The organism is Marichromatium sp. AB31 (assembly GCF_003718685.1).
Taxonomy (GTDB): domain Bacteria; phylum Pseudomonadota; class Gammaproteobacteria; order Chromatiales; family Chromatiaceae; genus Marichromatium; species Marichromatium gracile.
Map to the genome: position 1 here is coordinate 80,226 of NZ_RHFI01000008.1, position 19,330 is coordinate 99,555.

At 69.6% G+C, this 19,330-nt stretch carries 15 protein-coding genes; 7 read left to right on the forward strand and 8 right to left on the reverse strand.

The annotated features are described in order from the left end of the window. Nucleotides 1-135 precede the first annotated feature (135 nt). The 6 genes from EBL84_RS08125 to leuA all read right to left on the reverse strand — a co-directional run bounded on the left by EBL84_RS08125 (nt 136) and on the right by leuA (nt 12,100). Nucleotides 136-3,261 (reverse strand): efflux RND transporter permease subunit, encoded by a 3,126-nt coding sequence (locus EBL84_RS08125; protein ID WP_123140360.1) that lies wholly within the window; start codon nt 3,259-3,261, stop codon nt 136-138. Beyond that, complete coding sequence (locus EBL84_RS08130) at nt 3,258-4,490, reverse strand: HlyD family secretion protein (RefSeq protein ID WP_123140361.1); 1,233 nt, start codon at nt 4,488-4,490, stop codon at nt 3,258-3,260. The genes EBL84_RS08125 and EBL84_RS08130 overlap by 4 nt, the downstream gene beginning before the upstream one ends. A gap of 226 nt (nt 4,491-4,716) precedes the next feature. After that, a complete protein-coding gene (gene bioA, locus EBL84_RS08135) occupies nt 4,717-6,006 on the reverse strand; it encodes an adenosylmethionine--8-amino-7-oxononanoate transaminase (RefSeq protein ID WP_123140362.1) in 1,290 nt (429 codons plus the stop codon). A 96-nt stretch (nt 6,007-6,102) separates the two neighbouring features. Continuing rightward, the gene (locus EBL84_RS08140; protein ID WP_123140363.1) at nt 6,103-7,539 is read right to left on the reverse strand and encodes a GTPase/DUF3482 domain-containing protein; all 1,437 of its coding nucleotides are present in this window, start codon (nt 7,537-7,539) and stop codon (nt 6,103-6,105) included. Next, entirely contained in the window at nt 7,539-10,253 is a 2,715-nt protein-coding gene (locus tag EBL84_RS08145) for a DUF2868 domain-containing protein (protein WP_123140364.1), read from the reverse strand. Before EBL84_RS08145 ends, EBL84_RS08140 begins: the two co-directional genes overlap by 1 nt. A gap of 179 nt (nt 10,254-10,432) precedes the next feature. Next, nucleotides 10,433-12,100 (reverse strand): 2-isopropylmalate synthase, encoded by a 1,668-nt coding sequence (gene leuA / locus EBL84_RS08150; protein WP_123140365.1) that lies wholly within the window; start codon nt 12,098-12,100, stop codon nt 10,433-10,435. Between the two features lie 420 nt (nt 12,101-12,520). Between leuA and EBL84_RS08155 the strand changes: the two genes are divergently transcribed. Beyond that, nucleotides 12,521-12,985 carry an Lrp/AsnC family transcriptional regulator gene (locus EBL84_RS08155; protein ID WP_123140366.1) on the forward strand — a complete coding sequence of 155 codons (465 nt, stop codon included), beginning with the start codon at nt 12,521-12,523 and terminating at the stop codon, nt 12,983-12,985. A gap of 322 nt (nt 12,986-13,307) precedes the next feature. Further along, complete coding sequence (locus EBL84_RS08160) at nt 13,308-13,559, forward strand: hypothetical protein (RefSeq protein ID WP_223806093.1); 252 nt, start codon at nt 13,308-13,310, stop codon at nt 13,557-13,559. 16 nt (nt 13,560-13,575) lie between these two features. Here EBL84_RS08160 and EBL84_RS08165 read toward each other — a convergent pair whose 3' ends face one another. Together EBL84_RS08165 and pssA are read right to left on the reverse strand one after the other, a co-directional pair. After that, complete coding sequence (locus tag EBL84_RS08165) at nt 13,576-14,478, reverse strand: patatin-like phospholipase family protein (RefSeq protein ID WP_123140367.1); 903 nt, start codon at nt 14,476-14,478, stop codon at nt 13,576-13,578. A gap of 19 nt (nt 14,479-14,497) precedes the next feature. Then, nucleotides 14,498-15,241, reverse strand: a complete 744-nt coding sequence (gene pssA, locus EBL84_RS08170; protein ID WP_123140368.1) for a CDP-diacylglycerol--serine O-phosphatidyltransferase — start codon at nt 15,239-15,241, stop codon at nt 14,498-14,500. Nucleotides 15,242-15,409: 168 nt separating this feature from the next. Here pssA and hoxE point away from each other — a divergent pair, with 168 nt between their 5' ends. The 5 genes from hoxE to EBL84_RS08195 all read left to right on the forward strand — a co-directional run bounded on the left by hoxE (nt 15,410) and on the right by EBL84_RS08195 (nt 19,320). Next, complete coding sequence (gene hoxE, locus EBL84_RS08175) at nt 15,410-15,952, forward strand: bidirectional hydrogenase complex protein HoxE (RefSeq protein WP_123140369.1); 543 nt, start codon at nt 15,410-15,412, stop codon at nt 15,950-15,952. A gap of 156 nt (nt 15,953-16,108) precedes the next feature. Next, a complete protein-coding gene (locus tag EBL84_RS08180; RefSeq protein WP_123140370.1) occupies nt 16,109-17,719 on the forward strand; it encodes an NADH-ubiquinone oxidoreductase-F iron-sulfur binding region domain-containing protein in 1,611 nt (536 codons plus the stop codon). Between the two features lie 16 nt (nt 17,720-17,735). Further along, the gene (gene hoxU / locus EBL84_RS08185) at nt 17,736-18,467 is read left to right on the forward strand and encodes a bidirectional hydrogenase complex protein HoxU (protein WP_123140371.1); all 732 of its coding nucleotides are present in this window, start codon (nt 17,736-17,738) and stop codon (nt 18,465-18,467) included. Then, nucleotides 18,464-19,006, forward strand: coding sequence for an NADP oxidoreductase (locus EBL84_RS08190; protein ID WP_123140372.1), 543 nt, complete (start codon nt 18,464-18,466; stop codon nt 19,004-19,006). Before hoxU ends, EBL84_RS08190 begins: the two co-directional genes overlap by 4 nt. 23 nt (nt 19,007-19,029) lie before the next feature. Next, nucleotides 19,030-19,320: a hypothetical protein gene (locus EBL84_RS08195; protein ID WP_123140373.1), complete on the forward strand. Its 291-nt coding sequence runs from the start codon at nt 19,030-19,032 to the stop codon at nt 19,318-19,320. Nucleotides 19,321-19,330: the final 10 nt, after the last annotated feature.

Sequence of the window (19,330 nt, forward strand, 5' to 3'; positions counted from 1 at the left end):
CACTGCTGCATGGTTCGATCCCTTCGCATCACCAGACCGCTTCACCCCGAATCCCCAGTCACGCCGCAACCGGCGTCACGGGGATGATGGCCGAAGCCTACTGCCCTGGCCTCGTCCTTGGCAAACGCAGCGTGCTCAGGCGGGCCGCACGCGCAGCGCCTGCAACCGGGCATGGATGCTCTCGTGCACCGACAGCAGCGCCGGGATCACCAGCAACACCAACAGGGTCGCGAAGGCCAGACCGAAGGCGATCGAGGTCGCCATCGGGATCAGGAACTGGGCCTGAACCGAGGTCTCGAAGAGCAGTGGCATCAGCCCGGCGACCGTGGTCAGACTGGTCAGCAACACCGCGCGCAGACGCTGACAGGCAGCCTCGACCAGGGCGTCCTGGCGCCCCAGCCCCTGGTCGATCAACTGCTGATAGAACTTCACCAGGATGATCGAATCGTTGATCACGATCCCGGAGAGGCCGAACATGCCGAACAGCGACAGGATGGTGACGTCGATGTCGATCAACCAGTGCCCGAACAGCGCCCCGGTCAGACCGAAGGGGATGGCGGCCATCACCACCAGCGGCCAGCCGTAGGAGGCGAACACCCAAGCGAGGATGATATAGATCAGGATCAGCCCGAGCAGCAGGCCCTTGCGCATGTCCCCCAGGGTCTCGCGCTGATCGGCCGAGCGTCCCTCGAACGAGTAGCTGATACCGTGGAGACGCTGCAGCTCGGGCAAGGGCCCGGCAGCGAGCGACTCGAGCACCGCGCCGACCTCGCTGACCTCGGAGTCGACATCGGCCGAGACCTCGACGGCGAGCTTGCCGCCGGCATGACGCAGGATCTCGAAGCCACGGCGCGAATCCCACTCGGCCACCGCGCTCAGCGGCACCGCCGAACCGTCGGGCAGACGCACGTTGAAGCGATAGAGCGCGCCGAGCTGGTCGCGCTCGGCGCGCGGCAACCGCACCCGCACCTCGACCTCGTCGGCGCCGTCCTGGAAGATCTGTACCAGCTGGCCGTCGAAGGCGTTGCGCAGCTGGCGCCCCAGGTCCTCGACGGTCAGCCCCAGCGCCTCGCCCGCCGGCGAGAGCCGATAGATGATCTGCTCGCGCCCATAGGCCATGTCGTCCTCCACCTCACCGACCCCGGGCATGCCCTTGAGCGCCTCGGAGAGCGCCAGCGCGGCCTCCTTGAGGGTCTCGGCCTCGGCACCGTTGAGACGCACCGTGAGATCACGCCCCGGCGGTCCGGCCCGGCGCGAGGTGATGGTGAAGGACTCCAGCCCCGGCGGCTGCTCGATGCGCGCGCGCCAGGCGCGGATGAACTCGGCGTTGCGCACCGTGCGCGCATCGGTCGGGGTGAGCTCGACGCGCAGCCCGCCGAGCTGATCGGCGGTCGAGCCGGCGCTCTCGGGCTTGCTGCCGTGCAGCGCGATGGCCAGGTTGACCAGCCGCCCCTGATCGAAGCTCGCCTCGGTCTCGCGCAGGGTGTGGTCGAGATGTTCGAGGAAGTCATCGACGCGCGCGCGCGGCGTGCCGGCGACGAAGGTCACATTGGCATTGATGATCTGACTCTCGGGCGTGGGGAAGAAGACGAAGGTCATGCGCCCCCCGGCGAGCAGGCCGACGGCGATCATCAACAGCGCCACCGCCGCGCTGATGGTGGCGAAGCGGTGCTCCACGGCGTGCGTCACCAGCGGGCGGAAGAACTCGTCGCGCAGCCGCTCGAAGCCGCGGTCGAGACGCGCGCGCAACGACCCCGGCTGGGTGCGATGGGCGTGGACGAAGGCCCCGCGCAGGTGCCCGGGCAGCACCAGCATGCTCTCGAGCAGCGAGGAGAGGATCACCGCCACCACCACCAGCGGGATGGCGCCGAGGATGTTGCCGATGATCCCGCCAACGAGCATCAGCGGCAGGAAGGCGGCGATGGTGGTCAACGACGAGGCGAGCACCGGGGCGAGCATCCGCCGCACCCCGCCCTCGGCGGCGAGCAGCGGATCCTCGCCCATCTGGTGATGGGCCTGGGCGTCCTCGCCGACGACGATGGCATCGTCGACGATGATGCCGAGCGCCATGATCAGCGCGAACAGGCTCATCATGTTGATGCTGCCGCCGGCGAGATAGAGGATGAACAGGGTCGCCATGAAGGAGACCGGGATGCCCCAGGCGACCCAGAAGGCCACCCGTCCGCTGAGAAACAGGAAGAGGATGGCCACCACCAGGATCAAGCCCCCGGCGCCGTTGCTCACCAACAGCATGATGCGGTCGCGGATCAACTGCCAGGCGGCGTCGTAGACCACCAGCTCGACCCCGGGCGAGAGCGTCGGGCGGGTGTCGGCGAGCCACTGGTCGAGCACCCGCGCCGCCTCCAGCGAATTGCCGAGCTCGGCGCGCTGCAGCACCATCTCCACCGCCGGACGGCCATCGACGGTGAGCAGCAGCTGACCGTCGCGCGGCACCCGCTCGATCTCGGAGACATCGCCGAGATCGATCTGCAGCACCTCCTCGGTCACCACCGGCAGGTCGGCGAACTCCAGCGGATCGCGCCGCTTGTCGAGGCTGCGCAGCTCGCGCGCGGCCTCGGCGCGACCGACCTGACCGGCCGGCAGATCGCGGCTGAAGGCGGCCACCCGATCGCCGATCTGCCCCAGGCTCAGGCCGAGCTGCTCGAGACGCTGGTGGTCGACCGCGATGCTGATCTCCTCCTCCGGCAACCCGCGGATGTCGACCTTGTCGATCCCGCGATCGAGCAGCTCGGACTCGAAGCGGCGCACCAGATGACGCAGCTCCTCGGGGCGATCCGGGCCACTCACCAGCAGCCGCGCCACGGTCTCGTAGCGGGTGGCGAGCGCCACCTCGGGCTTCTCGGCGTCCTGCGGCAGGTTGCGGAAGTTGTCGACCAGCCGCCTGACCTGATCGAGCGCGAGCAGCGGGTCGGTGTCCTCGTCGAACTCCAGGGTGATCGCCGAGATCCCCTGCGAGGAGGTCGAGGTCAGGTCACTGAGTCCGTCGACGCTACGCAGACGCTGCTCGAGCGGGTTGGTGATGCCATCCTCGACGTCCTCGGCACTGGCCCCGGTCCACACCACCCGGACGCTGACGATGTCGAGATCAAAGTTGGGGAAGAACTGGATGTTGAGCCGATCGAGGGCGAAGATGCCGCTGAGGATCATCATCACCATCAGCAGGTTGGCCGCGACCTTGTGGTGTGCAAACAGCCCGATCAGGTCGCTGCGATGTCCCGTTGCCCGACGCGCCCGGCTCACTGATGCGCCTCCACCCGCAGCCCGTCGACGGCGTTGGGCATGTGGGTGACCACCAGCTGGTCACCGGAGACGAGTTCGGGCGCCGCGACCAGCAGCCGTTCCTCGCCATCGGGCGCGAACCAGCTCCCCAGGGTGCGCACCGCGACCGCGCGCATCCGCCCGTCGACGAAGGTATAGACCCGGTTGCCGCCGTAGACCGCGGCGAAGGGCACCGCCACCACCGACTCGCGCAACGGACGCTCCAGGCGCAGCGTGAGCATCTGACCAATACGTAACCACTCGGCCCCTTCGGTGAGGGTGAAGAGCCCGTCGATGCCGCTCGGATCGGCCTCGCCGGCGAGCCGCTCGAGCACCAGCCCGACACGACCGCCATCGACCAGCGCCGAGGCCGGCAAGGAGCCGGCGTTGCGCAGCGCGGCGGCAAGCTCGGCCTGATAGGGCGCGGGGATGCGGGCGCGCACCTCGAGCCCGGCGAGCGGATAGAGCGAGAGCAGCACCTCGTCGGTCTTGACCTGATCGCCCACAGCGACCTCCACCGCGCTGACCACCCCGGCGTAAGGCGCGACCACGCGCGAGCGGGCGAACGCCAGTCGCGCCTCCTCGTACTCGGCACGGGCCTGTTGCAACCGCGCCTCGAGGGCGCGCCGGCGCGCCGGGTAGTCGGCGATGCGCATGCTGCGTTCGCTCACCGCCAGACGCTGACGGGCCAGGTCCTGTTCGGCGATGTCGAGGTCGTTCTGCGAGCCGACCTGACGGCGGGTGAGGCTCTTGGCGCGTGCCACCGCGTCCTCGGAGAGTTCGAGCAGGCGGCGCTCCTGTTCGAGCGCCGCCTGATCGCTCTCCTGACCGTTGCGCTCGCTCTCGAGCTGGGCCTCGAGCTCGGCGACCTGGGCGCCGGTGCGGGCGAGCGCCGGCACCAGATCGCGCGGATCGAGTTCGAGCAGCAGCTGGCCGGGCACCACCCGCTCACCCTCGCGCACCAGCACCCGCGCCACCCGCGCCGAGGCCGAGGCCGCCGCGCGCAGCAGGTCGGGGTTCTCGACCTGGCCGTAGAGTTCGAGCATCGGCGCCAGCGCACGCGGTTCGAGCGGCTCCAGCGCCACCCGCCAGACCCGCTCGCGGGTCTCGGTGACCGGGCGATCGGGGCGGGTTTGCTTGAGATACTGGAAGACACCGAAACCGACGGCGAGGATCAGGACGGGCAGCAACAACTTGAGCAGACGATTCACGGTGTCCCTTGGTCGATTGAGCTGGGGTTGGATGCGCCGTCATCGGCGCCCGGGGCGACGATGACCAGGCCGGCGGGCGGTCTCACCCCCGGGAGGGGCATTGTGCCGAGGCGCAGGCCACCCTGCTACGGCAAATGTGGTGGATGCCATTTGTTTCCACGATTACCGCCACCGCCACCAGATCAGGGCAGCGGTGGGCGGAAACAACGCCAGGACGGCAGCGAGATCAGTCCGCGGCCGAGTCGGCGACCACGGCAACCACCGCGGCGCAAAGCGCCTCGAGCTCCTCGGTCGTGATCACGAAGGGGGGCATCAGATAGATCAGCCGACCGAACGGACGGACCCAGACGCCACGCTCGACGAAGCGACGCTGGATCTCGCGCATCGCCACCGGCTCGGTCATCTCGACCACACCGATCGCGCCCAGCACCCGCACCTCGGCCACCCCGGGCAGCGCGCGCGCCGGCGCCAGACCACGCTCGAGCCCGGCAGCGATGGCCGCCACCCGGCCCAGCCAGTCGTCCTCGAGCAGCAGCCCGAGGCTGGCGTTGGCCACCGCGCAGGCAAGCGGATTGCCCATGAAGGTCGGTCCGTGCATGAAGGCGCCGGGCTCGGCCCCGGAGATGGTATCGGCCACGCGCGTGCTGGCGAGGGTGGCGGCGAGCGTCATGTAGCCGCCGGTCAGTGCCTTGCCGACGGTCATGATGTCCGGGGCGATGCCGGCGTGCTCGCAGGCAAACAGCCGCCCGGTGCGCCCGAAGCCGGTGGCGATCTCGTCGGCGATCAGCAGCACCTCGAAGCGATCGCACAGCGCTCGCACCTGCGCCAGGTAGTCGGCGCTGTAGAAGCGCATGCCGCCGGCGCCCTGGACGATGGGTTCGAGGATCACCGCGGCCAGCTCGTGCTGGTGGCGCTCGATCAGCGTGGCGAACTCGGCGATCGCCGCCGGCGTGCAGGGCTCGCCGTAGCGACACTCGGGCGCCGGGGCGAAGACCTGCTGCGGCAGGGTGGCGCTGAACAGGTGGTGCATCCCGGTGACCGGATCGCACACCGACATGGCGTTGAAGGTATCGCCGTGATAACCGCGACGGATGGTCATCAGGCGATGGCGCTCGGGGCGACCGGCGGCCTGCCAGAACTGCAGCGCCATCTTGATCGCCACCTCCACCGAGACCGAGCCCGAATCGCAGAGGAAGACGTGTTGCAGCGGCTCCGGGGTGATCGCCACCAGCCGCTCGACGAGCTGCGCCGCCGGCTCGTGGGTGAGTCCGCCGAACATCACGTGCGCCATGCGCTCGAGCTGATCGCGCGCGGCTTGGTTGAGCACCGGGTGGTTGTAGCCGTGGATCGCGCACCACCAGGAGGACATGCCGTCGATCAGCTCGCGCCCGTCGCTCAGCTCGATGCGGCAGCCGCGCGCGGCGCGCACCGGATAGACCGGGTCGCGATCGCGGGTGGAGGTATAGGGGTGCCAGGCATGGGCCTGATCGATGGCGAGGATGTCGTTGGCTTGCATGGTTGGTCGATCGCACGGGCCGCCTTGGATGGGATGAAGGACACACCGCCCGCGCGCGGCCCTGCTCGCAGACGGGATGAAGCCATGACATGTCGGCTACATGTCGGCGCGACTGTCGATCCGACTGGTGGCGACGCCGGAGAGGATCTCCTTGATGATCTCGCGACAGGCCGCCTCGCGGTCGCAGTCGCGACCGCGGCGCGCGGCCTGGAAGAAGCGCGCGAGCTCACGCTGCTGCGACTGGGTGAGCTCCTCGGAGAAGCCACGGCGCACCGCGACGCGCTCGGGGACCTTGTTCGCCGCCTCCTCGTCGGCGGCCTGACGACCATGCGCCCAGTTCATCGCCCGCGCGCTGTAGAGCACGATGCGATCGAGCAGCACGAAGGGGAAGCGCGGGTCGGAGACCGGCCCCATGGTGAAGCGCTGGGTGCCGGGGGCGCGCTCGATATCGAGCTTGGCCAGCGCCTTGCCGCCGACCAGTCCGAGCACGCCGCCGGTGAAGGCGCCGATCAGCGCCCCGGCGCCGAGCGAGTGACCGGCGGCGGCGAGATCGACGGTGGCCCCGGAGGCGGCGCCGGCGGCGACCCCGACCATCGCCAGTTGACGCCGCGACAGCCCCAGTGCCTGACCGACCTCGTCGGAGAACAGATCCTGGTTGAGGATGGAGTCCGGCGGCAGGTTCCAGACATGATGGCGGAAGTTGGCGCGGACATGCTCCTGGGCGTCGAGTTCGAGCTGGCGCAGCCCCTGCTCGAACTCGGCGGCGACCTCGTCGCGGATACGCTCGCGCCCGGTCTTGAACACCAGCTTGCCGTTCTTCACGGTACGGGTCACGCGATAGGTGAGCGCATCCTTGAGCAACTGCAGGATGGTGTTGACCGCCTGGTCGGTGCGCCGCTCCCAGTCGCAGGCGAAGGCGTCGATCGCCTCCTCGACGCGTTCCTCCCAGCGCTGATCGATGCTCTTGAGCGCCTCGAGCAGCTTGATGCGCTCGCTGTAGGTGGCGCGGTGGGCATTGAACTCGCGCACCGAGTTGAACGCCTTGCTCAGCGCGTCCTGCCACTGCGCCATGTGGCGATCCTGGTTGGTGAGGTTGTTGAGGATCGCCATGCGCGGACGGCCGGTGAGACGCAGCAGCTCGATCTCGACCCGGTCCTTCTCCTTGATGCGCTTGGAGCCGTCGACCACCAGGATGATGCCCGCGCCCTCGGCCACCGGCTGCAGCAGGGCGCAGTCGTGGGCGAACAGCGGGTCGCGCTGATGGGTGTCGACGAAGGCGCGCGCCAGATCGCCCACCGACTCGTTGGCCTGGAACCACTCGAGGATGGCGTTGGGGTTCTGGAAGCCCGGGGTGTCGATGAACTCGACCACCGTGCGGCCATCGATGATCACCGGGTAGCTGGTCGACTCGGTGGTGGTGCCGGCGCGCTTGTCGATCGCGATCCGGTCGTTCTCGGTGAGGGTGGCGACCACCGAGGACTTGCCCGCGTTGGGGTGTCCCATGATCGCCAGGCGTGGGATCTTCACCGCCATCAATCTTCTCCATCCTGCGGCTGCGGCGCCAGCATCTCGAGACGCAGATAGGGGTCGGCCATCTGCTCGATCTTGCGCTGCCAGTCGGTGTAATCGAAGGTGCTGAGCGGCGGCAGGCGGTCCTCGTCCTCGGGGTCGCCGACCAGCGCGAGCAGCATCTGTGCCTGGGTGCCGGCGGCGGCGCGCAGCTCGCGCAGGAACACCAGGTTCTCGGTGATCGGCGGCTGCGAGCCGTCCTGGATGATGGCGATGCGCGCCGGCGGCGCCTCCCAGGCCCCGTCGGTCACCAGGGCGAGCGCCTCCTCGGTCATCTGGCTGCCGGCGCCGAAGGGCGCCCGGGCGCCGATCCGCCACCCGGTGTGCTGCGCGAGCAGCGCGGCCAGTCGCGGCTGATCCTCGGGCTCGAGCACGTCGTCGATGTCGACATGGATCAGCAGCAGACAGCCGTCGGGGGCGAAACGCGGCCCAGCGCCTGAGGCCACCGGTACCACAGGTTCGGGCTCGGGCTCGGGCTCGGGCTCGGGCTCAGGCTCAGGCTCAGGCTCAGGCTCAGGCTCAGGCTCAGGCTCAGGCTCAGGCTCAGGTTGGGGTGTCGACTCGGGCTCGGGTTCCGACACGCGTTCCGCTTCTGACGTGGGCTCTGCGGCCGACTCGACGAGCGTCGCGGCCTGCGTCTGCAGGGGCTCGGGCGCTCCTTCGGGCTCGGCGGTCGTCTTCTCCGCCTCCGGCTCGGTCTCGCCCTCGGTCACCTCCACCCCTTGCTCGGATTCCGGCTCGGCGACGGACTCGGGCGCCGCGGTCGAGCGCGCCTGATCCACCGACGAGACGGCGTCGGACACGATCGACGATTGCGACGCCGCCGCGACCGACGGCTCGGCGGGCTCGGTCCTCGACGCGGCCTCCGGATCGGGCTCGATGAGACGCTCGGCCCCGGTATCGCCAACCCTCTCCTGCCCCTCTCCCGACTCAGATGCCGCGTGCGGCTCGGGCTCGGGCTCGGGCTCGGGTTCCGGTTCTGACGCAGGCTCCACGACCGGCTCGACCGCCGGCCGCGGGGGCTCGGGCACTCCCTCGGGTTCGGCGGCCGCCGGCGCCGCCTTCGGCTCGGCCTCGGGCTCGGTGACGGGCTCGGACGCCGAGGTCCGGTCCTCGACCGGGGGCTCGGCGACCTGCTCGAACACCGGCGGGGTCGCTCGGGGCCCAGGCGTCCCCGCCGCAGTCTCGGCGGTCGAATCCGCCGCCGCGACCTCGCCCACGGACGGTGCCGCGCTCGGGACGGGCGGCGTCACCGGCATGGTCGGGACCGCAGGGACCGCCGGTCGAGCGGCGGTCTCTGGCGCCGACCGAATGGCGGCTGGCGGGGTCGAGGTCTCGTCCACCGGGGTCGATTGCGGCGGCACCGGAGCGCGCCGCTGCACCTGATCGCGCCAGGGCCGGGCGACGTGCAGCGGCACCTTGGCGCGCGGCTCACCCGCCTCCTTGGGCTTGCGCTCGCCGGGGGCAACCGGCGCCGGGATGTGCATCTCGGCTCCGCCCTCGCCGCCGACCCCGGTGAAGTCGAGCCGGGGGTTGAGCATCCGCGCATAGAGCGCCTGGGTACGGCCATGGGTGAAGGGCAGCCGCTCCAGCGACAGCCGCAGGACCAGGCGCGAGGCCCAGTAGAGCAGCAGCCGCGGCAGCAGCCCGTAGGAGATTACCGCCAGCACCAGGAACCAGCGCCAGGAGCGCAGGTGCTCGGGGTCGGGCCGGGCCACCGAGGACATCGCCCATTGTTCGAGATAGATCCGCGAGCCCTCGATCTGCTCCAGGGTCGGATAGCCGACGCCCTCGCCGAACAGCCAGCCCCAGGGGGTGGCGATCAGCCGTGCGAGGTCGTGGATGGTCTGCGGGTGTACGGCGAGCGCCGAGCCCCAGCCGAAGGCGATGTCGGTGAACCACTCGAGCATCACCGTGGTGAGGATCACCCCGAGGTTGAAGGCCACCCCGAAGAGCTGGGCCGGGATCAGCAGCGGCAGGTAGGCGATCGGACCGTAGAGCGCATACTGCGCGCGCAGCAGCCCCTGCGTGGACTGGGCGCGCTCGCGCACCTCCTCGGTGCTGTGCGCCAGGCGCTGGTGCTGCAACCAGCCCGCGCCCTTGCTGAGCAGGGGCTGGATGAGACGGGTCAGCAGCGAGAGGTCCTGGCCGATCGCCGCGCCGGTGCGCACCCGGCGCGTCACCCAGGTCGAGACCAGGGCGACGACCAGGGCGAACTGTACGAACACCAGCAGGAACAGGTACCAGGTGACGCTGACCGGCTGCAGCCCGTCGTAGTTGAGCAGCGCCGAGGCCACCGCCACGCCGAGCAGGAAGCCGGCGCCGCCGAGCAACAGGTTGCCCAGTCGCTGCGCCGAGGCGAAGGCCGCGCCGGGCAGCAGCGCGCCCATGCCGGCTGGCTCGCGCGCGCGACGCTCGGCGAGCCAGCGACGCAGGCTGGCGCGACGGTGTTCCTGGGTGTGGGGCGCGGCGCCGTCGAGAGGCGCCTGGATGTGTTCGAGATAGAGCGCGCGATCGCGCTCGGTGAGACGCTGACGGGCGGCGGGCTCGTCGCGCAGCGCGCGCTCGTCGGCGTCGAGATAGTATTCGAGGTCGATCAGGTCCGGGACGTCCCAGCGCGCAGCGGCGTCCGGGGTGTGATCGGCCGGGGATTCGCTTGGGTGATGTCGGAGATCCATGGGCTCAGACTGCCGCTCCGTAGTCCAACCGGCTACTCTACGTCGGTTGCGCGGCGAGATCCATACAGGGGGTGCCCCATGCACCGCCTCGGCGGAGCGTCTCCGATCCCGCCACCGGGAGCGGATCATAACCCGTGCGCGCCATGCCCGTCATATCCTTGACGGGCATGGCGCGCCGATCAGGCGACCTCGGCCCGGGCCAGCGCGGCGCGGTTGAGCGCCTGGAGCACGGCGCGCAGCGAGGCGGTCACGGTATCGCGATCGGTCGCCACGCCGCTGATCGGCACGCCGTCGACCTCGAGCTGGACATAGGCCACCGCCTCGGCCTCGGTGCCGCCGTCGAGCGCGTGCTCCTGATAATCCCGCACCCGCAGGCTGCGGTCGAAGCGTCGCGCGCAGGCATCGACGAAGGCAGCGATGGTGCCCTCGCCCTCGCCGCACCAGCGCTGCTCGCCCTCGCCGGCGTCGATCCGTGCCTCGACGCGGTCGTGGCCGGGATGGTCGAGCTGATAGCCGATCAACCGCGCCGGGCCCTGTTCGCGCAGATAGTGCTCGCGAAACAGCGCGTAGAGGGTGGCGGCGGCGAGCGCCCCGCCGTGGCGCTCGCTCTCGCGCTGCACCACTTGGGCGAACTCGACCTGCAACCAGCGCGGCAGGCGCAAGCCGTAGTCCTGTTCGAGCACGAAGGCCACCCCGCCCTTGCCCGACTGGCTGTTGACGCGGATCACCGCGCGGTAGTCACGGCCCAGATCCTGCGGGTCGATCGGCAGATAGGCGACGTCCCAGGGCGCGTCGGGGCGCTGCCGGGCGAGACACTTGCGGATCGCGTCCTGATGGCTGCCGGAGAAGGCGGTATAGACCAGCTCGCCGAACCAGGGGTGACGCGGATGGACCGGCAACCCGGTGCACTCGGTGCAGACGGCGACGATCTCGGCCGGGTCGGAGAGGTCGAGTTCGGGATCGATGCCCTGGCTGTAGAGGTTCATCGCCAGGGTCAGCAGATCGGCGTTGCCGGTGCGCTCGCCGTTGCCGAACAAGGTGCCCTCGACGCGATCGGCGCCGGCGAGCAGCGCCAACTCGGCGGCGGCCACGCCACCACCGCGGTCGTTGTGCGGGTGCACCGAGAGCACCACCGCCTCGCGTCGCGAGAGCCGGGTGGAGATGTACTCGACCTGATCGGCGAAGACGTTGGGGCTGGCGACCTCGACGGTGGCCGGCAGGTTGATGATGCAGGGGCGATCGACCGTCGGCGCCCACTCGGCGAGCACCGCCTCGCACACCTCCAGGGCGTAGTCGGGCTCGGTGGCGGTGAAGCTCTCCGGCGAGTACTCGAAGGTCCAGCGCGTCTCGGGGTGACGCGACGCGGCCTCGCGCAACAGCCGCGCGCCGTTGCGGGCGATCTCGATCACCCCGGCGCGGTCGCGACCGAAGACGCGCTCGCGCTGTACCGGCGAGGTCGAGTTGTAGACATGGACGATCGCCCGCGGTGCGCCGGCGAGCGCCGCGAAGGTGCGCTCGACCAGCGCCTCGCGCGCCTGCACCAACACCTGGACGGTGACGTCCTCGGGGATCTCGTCGTGTTCGATCAACCAGCGCACGAAGTCGTAATCGGGCTGGCTGGCGGCCGGGAAACCGACCTCGATCTCCTTGAAGCCGAGCTTGACCAGCAATCGCCACAACCGCTGCTTGTGCGCGACATCCATCGGCTCGAGCAGTGCCTGGTTGCCGTCGCGCAGATCGACGCTGGCCCAGCGCGGGGCCTGTTCGACGGTGCGGTTCGGCCACTGGCGGTCGGGCATGGCCATCGCCGGGGACGGCCGGTAGCGGCGATGATCAAAGCGGGTCATGCGCTCTACTCCTTGGCGGGGATGCCCCGCCGCTGACACGCGGCGGGGCGGGACGCGGGCCGTGCGACGACGACCCGCGAATGAATCGGGGCCGGTCTTTCCCGGCAGTCAACCCTGAGGGCCTGTGAAGTGACGACCTCGCGCTGTCGTCGCGCAGAGACATGGCGAGCGTCGTCTCCTGTGCCTGGTCCCGGTAAGGACCCTCGGCCGCTCTCGTCCTGGTTGGGACATCGAGCCTGTTTCGGCGCGCGCCTGGTAGGCGTCTGCCGGTGGTTGGCGGCTGGTTGGCCGACGGTTGTAAGTCTACGCCGGAGGCTCAGGCAGAGGATTGCGAATTCGCGCCGCAAAAGCGCGTTTCGCGCAATAAAATGCCAACTCTGAAAACATCCAGACAACTGAAGACGCAACCGCGGAGCCTTGATGAAACTCGATCGCTATGACCGCCGGATCCTCGCCGAACTACAGGACAACGGACGCATCAGCAACCAGGACCTCGCCGAGCGGGTCGGGCTCTCACCCTCGCCCTGTCTGCGTCGGGTACGCGCGCTCGAGGCCGCGGGCATCATCACCGGCCATCGCACCCTGGTCTCGCCCCAGGCGCTCGGGCTCAACCTGCTGGTGATCATCAGCATCTCGATGGATCGCCACACCCCGGAGCGCTTCGAGCGCTTCGAGCGGGCGGTGGCGGCGATGCCCGAGGTCCTGGAGTGTCTGCTGATCACCGGGCGCGACGCCGATTACCAGCTCAAGGTGATCGTCCCCGACATGGAGGCTTATCAGGCACTGTTGATCGAGCGTATCACCCGTATCGAGGGGGTCTCCGGGGTGCACTCGAGCTTCGTGCTGCGGCGGGTGTTCGAACGTACCCAACTGCCGGTGGATTGAGCGCGCGCAAAATCCCTACATTTTCCGCTGTTCGAATGGACGCCAAGGCCGATAACAAGGCATGGTCCGTGCTGCATCAACGACAAGGCAGCGCGCGCGCCGTCGCGATCACAGCGACGGCCCCGCGCCGGATCCGGGCTCAGCCGCGCCGAGCGGGCTGACCACCCAGTCAGCATCCACGCAACGAGCAGATATCATGTGTAACGAAACATCGAGCAGAGGCACCCATTCCTGGCCGCTCGAGCCGCTTTCGCGACGCAGCGCCGGCCTGACAGCCCTGTCATTGCATGACGAGAATGTCCGTTTCGCCACAACCCGCGGGGTGAGCGAACACAACCGCACCGCCAACTTCGTCCCCGGCTATCTCGACAGCACCAGCGGCGAGTGGGTGCTGTCGCGGTTCCGTGACGGCTCCCCGGCGCCGGTGCATGTGCTCGACGGCCTGCCGCCGACCTGGGTGGCGCGCCGCGATGCCGCCGGCAACGTGGTACAGACCCGTCCCGGGATCGTCTCGGGGTTCGTTCGCGACGGGCTCTTCTACACCCGCGAGGAGGCCATGCTGGCGCTGTGCTGAGAGCAGCGCCCCGAACTCAGCGACGCGCCTCGCGGACGGCCTGCTCGGTGAGGGCGTGGCCGAGCTCGATCAACTCGCTGGCGCGGTGGAACTCGTGCGCGGCACAGGTATCGCGCGGCACATCGATCACCACGTCGGGGCGATAGGCGGCCAGCTGCACCGCGGCGATACTGTTCTGCATGGTCTCGAAGGAGCGGTTCATCAGCTCGAACATCCCCAGCTTGTCCTCGTCCTCGCGGGCGAGATCGAGTCCGATGGCGTCGAGAAACTGGCGAATCCGTTGCTCGTAACCGATCTCGGCAGGGGGCGTGGCCGAGGCCGCGGCATCATTCCGGCGCTCGACCCGGGGGCGTGGCGCCTCGGGGATGGGCTGGGCATTGAGGTTGACCGCGATGGTCAGGTCGGTGAGGTCGCGAAAGGTCGGGGCGATCGGCACCGGATTGAGCAATCCGCCATCGACCAGGGTCTTGCCCAGATAGCAGTGCGGGCGGAACACACCGGGGATCGAGATCGAGGCGCGGATGGCGTCGAACAGCGCGCCGCGCGAGATCCACACCTCGCGCTGGCGGTCGAGGTCGGTGGCCACCGCGGTGAAGACGATCGGCAGATCCTCGATGGCGAAGTCACCGACCATCGCCCGCAGGGTGTCCATGATGCGGTTGCCCTTGATCAGCCCGTCGCCGCTGAAGGCGAAGTCGAGGAAGCGCAGCACGTCGGGACGGCGCAGCGCACACACCCAATGCTTGTAGGCGTCGAGCTCGCCGGCGGCGTGGATGCCTCCGACCAGCGCACCCATCGAGGCGCCGCTGATCGAGGCGATCCGATAACCATGGGCATTCAGCCACTCGATCACGCCGATGTGGACCAGCCCGCGCGCGCCACCGCTGCCGAGCACCAGGGAGACGAGTTGTCCCGACACCGCGGTTACCCCCGGGCGCTCACTGGCGCCGCCGCGCGCGACGCTGACGCAGACGGATCTGGGTCCATGCCGGACCCGAGAGCGCATAGCTGACCGACATCACAAACAGCACCAGCGGCGGGTTGATGTAGACCACCGCGAAGCTGAGCATGATGACCACGGCGAGCAGGAAGGGCACGCGCCCCTGCAGATTGACCTGCTTGAAGCTCTGATAGCGGAAATTGCTCACCATCAACAGGCCGGCCCCGGCGGTGAGCAGCGCGGCGAGCCATGACAGACTCGCCCCATCGACCCCCAGGTCGGTGCCCAGCCACACACCAGTGGCGATGATCGAGGCCGCCGCCGGACTCGCCAGCCCCTGGAAGTAGCGCTTGTCGGCGATCCCGACCTGGGTATTGAAACGCGCCAGCCGCAGCGCGGCGGCGGCGGTATAGACGAAGGCGGCGAGCCAGCCGACCTTGCCCAGCCCGGAGAGCGCCCAGTGATAGGCGACCAGCGCCGGGGCGACGCCGAAGGCGACCATGTCCGAGAGGCTGTCGTACTCGGCGCCGAAATCGGTCTGGGTATGGGTCAGTCGCGCGATGCGCCCGTCGAAACCATCGAGCACCATGGCCGCGAGCACCGCCAGCGCAGCGGCTTCGAAACGCCCATGGGTGGCCGAGAGCACGGCATAGAAGCCCGCGAACAGCGCGGCAGTGGTGAACAGGTTGGGCAGCAGATAGATGCCGCGGGCCCGTTTGCGGGATGCGAGCGTTTCGTCCATAGTCTCCTTTGTCTGGATGCGCAGCAGGACTTGCACTGGCGCGAGTATAGCCGGGAGCCGACCCCGTCCGAAAGCGAGGAGCGGCACGCGCATCCGGGTGCGATCATCCGGGGACAGACACCGAACGCGCTCGAATCCACGCACCGTCGCCAGACGGACGGAGGGGACATGAGCCTGCATCGACCCAAACCGCCGCTGCCCAGTGACGACACCCGCTGGAAGCTGGTCAACGCCACCATGCGCCGCAACGGCTATGCCGATCACGCCCTGATCGAGACCCTGCACAGCGTCCAGGACGCCTTCGGCTTTCTCGACGAGACCGCGCTCAGGTTCGTCGCCGCCTCGCTCGACGTCCCGTTGAGCAAGGTCTTCGGTGTCGCCACCTTCTATCATCTGTTCCGACTCAAGCCCAAGGGACGTCACACCTGTGTGGTGTGCACCGGCACCGCCTGCTATATCAAGGGGGCGGGCGTGCTGGTCGATGCGCTGCGCGCGCACCACCAGGTCGAGCCCGGCGAGACCACCGCCGACGGCGCGCTCTCGGTGCTCACCGCGCGCTGTGTCGGCGCCTGCGGACTGGCCCCGGCGGCGGTGGTCGACGGCGAGGTCGTCGGCAAGCTCGCCCCGGAAGCACTGCTCGAACGGCTCGATCAGCTCGAACACGCGAAGACCGCACCAGCGCCGCCACCACGCGCCCGCGCGCCGGCCTGAGGCGGCGGCCTCAGCACAGGGGGCGGCGGGCACCGTCAGGCGCCACCGACCAGTCAGCCACCGAGATAGCCAACCTCAAGAGGAGAGCGGGACCGGGGCTTGCCAACGAGCCGTGCTATCCCACCCGGCCACAGCCGGGCTCCCCGCGACAGAGCGATGCATCTGGACGACCTCGCCGAACAGGCCGCCACCATCCGCGCCCGCGGCGCGGAGACCGAACACGAGATCCGGGTGTGCATGGCCGCGAGCTGTCAGTCCTCGGGCTCCGGCCAGGTGCTCGATGCGCTGCGTGCCGGGGTCGAGCCGCAGACCCAGAGCTGTCGGGTCAAGGGGGTCGGGTGCATGGGGCTGTGCTCGGCCGGTCCGCTGGTCGCGGTGGCCGCACCCGGCGACACGCTGAACGCCTCGCGCCTCTATCGCGACGTCGCCCCCACCGACGCCCCGGCGATCCTCGACAACCTCGGCAACCCTGAGCCCATCGAGCGGCTGCACTGCCCCACCGACCAGCCCTTCTTCACCGCCCAGCATCGCATCGTGCTCGAACACTCGGGCCGGATCGACCCCGACAGCCTCGACGACGCCATCGCCGTCGGCGGCTACAGCGCCCTGGTGCGCGCGCTCACCGAGCTGACCCCGGCCGAGGTGCTCCGCGAGGTCACCAGCAGCGGCCTGCGCGGTCGCGGCGGCGGCGGCTACCCGACCGGACTGAAGTGGTCGACGGTGGCGAAGATGCCGGGCGGGCAGAAATATGTCGTGTGCAACGCCGACGAGGGCGACCCCGGCGCCTTCATGGATCGCGCGGTGCTCGAGTCAGACCCCCATCGGGTGATCGAGGGCATGGCCATCGCCGGCTATGCCGTCGGCGCGAGCAAGGGCTATGTCTATGTCCGCGCCGAGTACCCGCTGGCCGTCGAGCGGCTCACCAACGCCATCCGCAAGGCCAAGCGCGCCGGCTTCCTCGGCAGCCAGATCGCCGACACCCAGTTCGGCTTCGAGATCGAGCTCCGTCTCGGCGCCGGCGCCTTCGTCTGCGGCGAGGAGACCGCGCTGATGGCCTCGATCCAGGGGCTGCGCGGCCAGCCACGGCCACGCCCGCCCTACCCCGCCGAGGCCGGGCTGTGGGGCTGTCCGACGCTGATCAACAACGTCGAGACCTTCGCCAACATCGCCCCCATCGTGCGCGAGGGCGGCGACTGGTTCGCCGCCCTCGGCACCGAGGGCTCCAAGGGCACCAAGGTCTTCGCGCTCGCCGGCACCATCGTCAACACCGGGCTGATCGAGGTGCCCATGGGCACCCGCCTGGCGCACATCATCGAGATCATCGGCGGCGGCATCCCCGGCGGCGGTCGGGTCAAGGCGGTACAGACCGGCGGCCCCTCGGGCGGCTGCATCCCCCGCGCCCATCTCGACACCCCGGTCGACTACGACAGCCTCAAGGGCCTGGGCACCATCATGGGGTCGGGGGGGATGATCGTGATGGACGAGCGCTCGAGCATGGTCGATGTCGCGCGCTACTTCATGGAGTTCTGCATGACCGAGTCGTGCGGCAAGTGCGTGCCCTGTCGCACCGGCACCCAGCAGATGCACGCCCTGCTCGAACGCATCGCCGCCGCCGAGGCCGGGCGCGCCGAGCTGGCGCTGCTCGAGGAGCTGTGCGAGGTGGTGCAGGCCACCAGCCTGTGCGGGCTCGGTCAGACCGCGCCCAATCCGGTGCTGAGCACGCTACGCTATTTCCGCGACGAGTACGAGTCGCGACTCGTCGACTGAAGGCACGGGAGGGAGCATGCCAGGTCCAGCCAGCCAGCCCAAGGTCCGTGTCGTCACCTTCAGGGTCGACGACCAGGACCTCTCCGCCCGCGAGGACGAGACCCTGATCGAGGTCTGTCGCGAGCACCGCATCCCGATCCCCAGCCTCTGCTACCTCGAGGGGCTCTCGGCCTGGGGCGGGTGCCGCTTGTGCATGGTCGAGATCGTCGGCCAACCACGCCTGGCCGCCGCCTGCTCGACGCGGGTGGTCGAGGGCATGGAGGTGCACACCGACACCGAGCGGCTGCGCCGCTACCGCCGCACCCTGGTCGAGCTGCTGTTCGCCGAGCGCGCCCATGTCTGCTCGGTGTGCGTCTCCAACGGTCACTGCGAGCTGCAGACTCTGGCGCAACGCTGCGGGGTCGACCACATGCGCATGCCCAGACGCGCCGTCTCCTACCCGGTCGACAGCTCGCACGAGATGTTCCGGGTCGATCACGACCGCTGCATCCTCTGCACCCGCTGCGTGCGGGTGTGCGACGAGATCGAGGGCGCCCACACCTGGGACGTGATGGGTCGGGGCAGCGACTGTCGGGTGATCACCGACATGGCTCAGCCCTGGGCCGAGAGCGAGACCTGTACCAGCTGCGGCAAGTGCGTCCAGGTCTGTCCCACCGGAGCGCTGGTCAAGCAGGGCACCTCGGTCGGCGAGATGGTCAAGGACCAGCACTTCCTGCCGATCCTCGCGCGCCGGAGGCATCCACGATGAGCGCCACCCCCAGACTCAAGGTCGCCACCGCCTGGCTCGACGGCTGCTCGGGCTGTCACATGTCGCTGCTCGACATGGACCAGCGGCTGATCGAGCTCAGCGAGCGCATCGATATCGTCTACAGCCCGCTGGTCGATGCCAAGGTGCTGCCCGAACGGGTCGACGTCGGCATCCTCGAGGGCTCGATCAGCAACGCCGACGACCTCGCGCTCGCCCGCCGCTTCCGTGCGCACTGCCGGGTGCTGGTGAGCCTCGGCGACTGCGCGGTCAACGGCAACGTGCCGGCGATGCGCAACCACTTCCCGCTCGAGCAGGTGCTCGCCCGCGCCTATCGCGAGAACGTCACCCTGCAGCCACAGCTGCCCGAGCGCGGGGTGCCGGCGCTGCGCCAGCGCGTGGTGCCGATCCACGGCGAGGTCGCCGTCGACGTCTTCGTCCCCGGCTGCCCCCCGAGCGCCGAGGCGATCTGGCAGGTGCTCGTCGCCCTGCTCGAGGGGCGCGACCCCGACCCCAGCGCCTTCACCCGCTTCGGCGCCTGACCAACCCCAGGAGACCACCGGCCATGTCCGACCCCGAGACCGAACAAGGCGTGATCGTCGCCCTGCTCGAGCGACTGCGCACCCAGCGCCTGCCGCGCGCGCTCGACATCAAGGCCAAGGTCGAGCGTGGCGAGGCGCTCGACACCTTCGACCTGAGCTTTCTCGAGGAGGTCTTCGCCGACGCCCGGTCGCTGCAGCCACGCTGGCGCGATCACCCCGAGCTCGGCGGCATCATCGCCTCGATGATCCATCTCTACCACGAGATCACCACCCGGGCGCTCGCCAACGAGCAGGGGCGCGAGACGGGCACCTGAGCCGGCACGC

Bases quoted from the DNA above. Each gene is read 5' to 3' on its own strand.
- bioA (WP_123140362.1), bottom strand. From the start codon at position 6,006: ATGCAAGCCAACGACATCCTCGCCATCGATCAGGCCCATGCCTGGCAC.
- EBL84_RS08140 (WP_123140363.1), bottom strand. From the start codon at position 7,539: ATGGCGGTGAAGATCCCACGCCTGGCGATCATGGGACACCCCAACGCG.
- EBL84_RS08145 (WP_123140364.1), bottom strand. From the start codon at position 10,253: ATGGATCTCCGACATCACCCAAGCGAATCCCCGGCCGATCACACCCCG.
- leuA (WP_123140365.1), bottom strand. From the start codon at position 12,100: ATGACCCGCTTTGATCATCGCCGCTACCGGCCGTCCCCGGCGATGGCC.
- EBL84_RS08155 (WP_123140366.1), top strand. From the start codon at position 12,521: ATGAAACTCGATCGCTATGACCGCCGGATCCTCGCCGAACTACAGGAC.
- pssA (WP_123140368.1), bottom strand. From the start codon at position 15,241: ATGGACGAAACGCTCGCATCCCGCAAACGGGCCCGCGGCATCTATCTG.
- hoxE (WP_123140369.1), top strand. From the start codon at position 15,410: ATGAGCCTGCATCGACCCAAACCGCCGCTGCCCAGTGACGACACCCGC.
- EBL84_RS08180 (WP_123140370.1), top strand. From the start codon at position 16,109: ATGCATCTGGACGACCTCGCCGAACAGGCCGCCACCATCCGCGCCCGC.
- hoxU (WP_123140371.1), top strand. From the start codon at position 17,736: ATGCCAGGTCCAGCCAGCCAGCCCAAGGTCCGTGTCGTCACCTTCAGG.
- EBL84_RS08190 (WP_123140372.1), top strand. From the start codon at position 18,464: ATGAGCGCCACCCCCAGACTCAAGGTCGCCACCGCCTGGCTCGACGGC.
- EBL84_RS08195 (WP_123140373.1), top strand. From the start codon at position 19,030: ATGTCCGACCCCGAGACCGAACAAGGCGTGATCGTCGCCCTGCTCGAG.